We start from the raw sequence: 4,292 nt of genomic DNA on the forward strand, positions 1-4,292 counted from the left end.
CCTCGCCGAGGCGCTGTGGACCGCGCTCGGCCGCCTCGGCGCTCGCGTGACCGCCGTCACCGACGACCCCCGCGCCGGCCTGCGCGCGACGCTGCACGGCCTGCCCGTGCGCTCCCGCGCGACCGAGGCCGGCGAGACCGACCATGTGATCCTCACCGGCGAGGGCCACGACCCGGTGGATCCCGCCGTGCTGCACGGCACCGCGATCGACGCCTCGTTCGGCGGGACGGGCCTGACGCCGGTGGATGCGGCATCCGCCACCCGGCCCGGCGTGCGCGCGGCCGGGACGGCGTGGGTGGTCGCGGTGCCCGCGCTGCACGCCGGCGGCTCCGCACTGGCCCGCGCCGCCGTCGACGCCGCCGCGACGCTGGATCGGCTCGCCGCCGAGTCTGTCGACGACCTCGACCGGCGCTTCGCCGCGGCCGTGCAGGCATGAGCCGCATCGCCGATTCGACGCGCTGGCACGAGGGAGCGGAGCGCATCGACTGGGCCCGGCGCTTCATGCCGGCCACCGCGGCGCTCACCGCGGGGCTGACCGCGTCCGGCGCGGCTCGCGGCATCCGCATCGCCCTGTCGGACGTGCTCGAGCCCAAGACCGCCGCCGTGGCGCTCTCGCTCGCCGAGGCGGGCGCCGAGGTCGCGGTCTCCTGCGTCGGCCGCGACACCGACGACGCCGTCGCGGCCGCGCTCGTGCACGCCGGCATCCCGGTCTACGCCTTCTCCCGCGCGACCGACGCCGAGGACCGCGAGAACGTGCTGGCGCTCCTCGGCCACCGCCCCGAGGTGATCATCGACGACGGCTCGTACACGATCCGTCTCGCCCACACCGCACGCCCCGACGTGCTCGCGGGCATGGCCGGGGCGACCGAGCAGACGACCAGCGGGGTGCGCCCGCTGCGCGAGATGGCCCGGCAGGGCGCGCTGCGCATCCCCGTCGTGGCCGCGAACGACGCGCGCACCAAGTCGCTGTTCGACAACGCGCACGGCACCGGGCAGGCGGTCGTGTTCGCGGTGGCCGACCTGCTGGGCCGCCCGCTCGCGGGCGCGCACGTGGTGGTCGCCGGCTTCGGCCCGGTCGGCAGCGGGATCGCCCGGCACGCGCGGGCGCTCGGCGCCCGCGTCACGGTCAGCGAGGTCGATCCGGTCGCCGCGCTGCAGGCCGTGTTCGCCGGGCACGCCGTGGCGAAGCTTTCCGACGCGGCGCGCACCGCGGACATCCTGATCTCCGCCACCGGCATCGCCGGGACGGTGCCGTCCGAGGTGCTCGCCCTGCTGCCCGAGGACTCGGCCGTCGCGGTCGGCGGGGGCGTCGACCAGGAGATCTCGCTCGAGGACGCCGTGGCCGGCGGCGGCGAGTGGCTCACCCGCGGGAAGGTCGGCGTGCTGCGGCTGCCCGGCGGCCGCCGCATCCGGGTGCTCGACGACGGCCACTGCATCAACGTGAGCGCCGCGGAGGGCAACCCGATCGAGATCATGGACCTGTCGTTCGGCGTGCAGCTCGCGGCCGTGGACCACCTGCTGACCCACCGCGGCGCGCTCGAGATCGCGGTGCACGAGCTGCCCCGCGCCGCCGACGACCGTGTCGCCGCCCACGCCCTCGTCGCGTTCGGCGGTGGGCTCGACACCCCCAGCGCGGCGCAGCGCGCCTTCCTCGCCTCGTGGCGGCCGCGCGGCGAACGCGACGCGGACGGAGACCCGGAATGACCGTCGAACTGCACCGCGCGCCCGTCGTGCTGCCGGTGGGCGCGCCGCCGATCGCCGACGGCGCGGTCGCGGTGCGGGCCGGACGCATCCTGGCGGTCGCCGGCCACGACGAGCTCGCCCGCGCCTTCGCGGACGAGACGAGCCTGACCCGCCACGAATGGCGGGGCGCCCTCCTGCCGGGGCTGGTCAACGCCCACACCCATCTGCAGTACACGGACATGGCCGCGGTCGGTCAGGCCGCGCACAGCGGGTTCGAGACGTGGATGCAGGCGTTCATGGAGCTGTACGAGGGCGAGCACGACTGGCTCGACTCCGCCGCCGCCGGCGCCCTGCTCTCGCTGCGCGGCGGCGTCAGCGCGGTCGCCGAGATCGTCACCGACCCCGATGCCGGCTCGGCCGTGCACCGGGCCGGCCTGCACGGGGTCGTGTACTGGGAGGTCCTCGGCTGGACGGACGCGGCCTGGGCCGCAGGCGACGGCCGCGCCCGCGTCGTGGAGCAGCTGCGCGCGCTGCCCTCGCCGCCCGAGACCGGGCTCTCGCCGCACGCGATCTACTCGCTGGACACCGGCGTGCTGCGCGAGCTCGCCGACCTCGCTGCGGAGCTGGGCGTGCGCCAGCACATCCACGCCGCCGAGTCGGCGTGGGAGGACGCGTATGTGCGCACCGGCACCGGCGACCTCGCCGACCGGTGGCGGCGGAACGGCCGCGGCGACTTCGCGCTGCTGCAGCACGGCGGCTCGGGCCGCAGCGTGATCTCCTATCTCGACGACCTGGGCGCGCTGTCGCCGGCGACCCATCTGGCGCACGGCATCTACGTGGATGCCGAGGACCGCCGCATCCTGCGCGACCGCGGCGTCGCGGTGGCCCTGTGCCCCCGCTCGAATGCCGTGATCGGCCTCGACCCGCCACCGGTCGCCGCGTACCTGCGGGAGGGCAACCCGATCGCGGTGGGCACCGACTCGCTGTCCTCCTCCCCGTCGCTCTCGCTGTGGGAGGACGTCGCGGAGCTGCATCGTCTCGCCCGCGCGCAGGGCTACGGCGAGCCCGACCTGCACGCGCGGCTCCTCACCGCGGCGACCGTCGGCGGCGCCCGCGCGCTCGGCCTCGACGACGCCGGCGTGCTCGCGCCCGGCACGCGCGCCGACCTCGCGGTGTTCCAGACGGCGTCCACCGACCCCGCCGCGGCGCTGGCCGAGCTCGTCGAGACCGGGCCGACCGTGGCCGCGGCGACGATCGTGGCCGGCCGCATCCGCTGGCAGGACGCCGACGCATGACGGGGCCGCTGTTCTTCGGCCTGTACGAGCAGGCCTGCGTCGGCAACGGCTCCGGCGCGGTGTCGCTGTGGACGCACCCGGCGGACGAGCGTCTGACCGCGACCGGGCTGCCGTACTGGCTCGACCTCGGCCGCCGCGCCGAGCAGGCGGGGCTCGACCTGTTCTTCTTCGGCGACGTGCTCGGTCTGTACGACACCTACCGGGGTTCGGCCGACACGGCGCTGGAGTGGGGCGTCGAGCTGCCCGCGCACGATCCGCTGCTGCACATCCCGGCGCTCGCGGCCGTGACCGAGCGGATCGCCTTCGGCGCCACCGTGTCGACGACCTACGAGCATCCCTTCGCGCACGCGCGACGCTTCTCCACCCTGGACCACCTGACGGCGGGCCGGATCGCGTGGAACATCGTGACCTCGTACCTGCCGGGCGCCGCCGCGAACTTCGGGCTGGACGTGGTGGCGCACGACACCCGCTACGACCGCGCCGACGAGTTCCTCGAGGTCGTGTACCGGCTGTGGGAGGGCAGCTGGGAGGATGGCGCCTTCGTCGGCGACCGCGTCGCCGGCCGCTTCGCCGACCCGGCCCGGGTGCACCGGATCGATCACGCCGGCCCGCAGTTCCGGGTGGCGGGCCCGCATCTGAGCATCCCGTCGCCGCAACGCACGCCGGTGCTCGTGCAGGCCGGCTGGTCGCCCCGTGGGCGCGAGTTCGCGGCCCGACACGCCGAGCTGATCTTCGTGGGCGACTCGGACCCGGGTGCGATCAGGGCGGGGCTCGCCGGCATCCGGGCCCGTGCCGCGGAGCTGGGGCGCGACCCGAGCGAGATCCGTGCGGTGGTCGGGATGAACCTGCTCGTCGCGCCGACGCGGATCGCGGTGCAGGACAAGCTCGACGCGTACCAGTCCCACTACAGCGCCGAGGCGCAGCTCGCGGCGTACGCCGGATGGAGCGGGATCGACTTCTCGCGGTACGCCGACGACGAGCCGCTGGTGAAGGCTCAGACCACCCATACGCAGACGGCGGCGAGCAGCTCGGACGCACCGCCGGTGCGGGCCGGCGACATCCGCCGCCAGTTCTCGAGGGTGACAGCGTTCGCCGACGACCGCTTCATCGGGACGCCGGACGAGGTCGCGGCGAACGTCGAGGAGTTCGTCGCGACCTCGGGGGTGGACGGGTTCCTGCTGCACCAGTTCGTCTCACCCGGCTCGCTCGACGACTTCGCCGAGCTGCTGGTGCCGCGCCTGCGCGAGCGCGGGCGGTACGAGGCGCCCGCCGGCGGCACGCTGCGCTCGCGGCTGCGCCGGGACGGGGCCGACC

4 protein-coding genes are annotated in these 4,292 nt (G+C 75.7%); all 4 read left to right on the forward strand.

Annotation, left to right across the window (positions count from 1 at the left end; translation table 11 throughout):
* A partial coding sequence (locus QM626_RS05925; RefSeq protein ID WP_415074972.1) for a hypothetical protein occupies window positions 1-436 on the forward strand: 436 nt, incomplete at its 5' end.
* Complete coding sequence (locus QM626_RS05930) at window positions 433-1,704, forward strand: adenosylhomocysteinase (protein WP_415074974.1); 1,272 nt, start codon at window positions 433-435, stop codon at window positions 1,702-1,704. The genes QM626_RS05925 and QM626_RS05930, both read left to right, overlap by 4 nt.
* Complete coding sequence (locus QM626_RS05935) at window positions 1,701-2,978, forward strand: amidohydrolase family protein (protein ID WP_415074976.1); 1,278 nt, start codon at window positions 1,701-1,703, stop codon at window positions 2,976-2,978. The genes QM626_RS05930 and QM626_RS05935 overlap by 4 nt, the downstream gene beginning before the upstream one ends.
* Window positions 2,975-4,292, forward strand: a 1,318-nt coding sequence (locus tag QM626_RS05940; RefSeq protein ID WP_415074978.1) for an NtaA/DmoA family FMN-dependent monooxygenase, incomplete at its 3' end; no start/stop codon positions are given. The genes QM626_RS05935 and QM626_RS05940, both read left to right, overlap by 4 nt.

Origin of the sequence: Microbacterium sp., from assembly GCF_047606385.1 — a bacterium.
Taxonomy (GTDB): Bacteria; Actinomycetota; Actinomycetes; order Actinomycetales; family Microbacteriaceae; genus Microbacterium.

What these genes read in the sequence shown, in the direction of transcription:
- QM626_RS05935 (WP_415074976.1), top strand. Translation starts at nt 1,701, where the DNA reads ATGACCGTCGAACTGCACCGCGCGCCCGTCGTGCTGCCGGTGGGCGCG.
- QM626_RS05930 (WP_415074974.1), top strand. Translation starts at nt 433, where the DNA reads ATGAGCCGCATCGCCGATTCGACGCGCTGGCACGAGGGAGCGGAGCGC.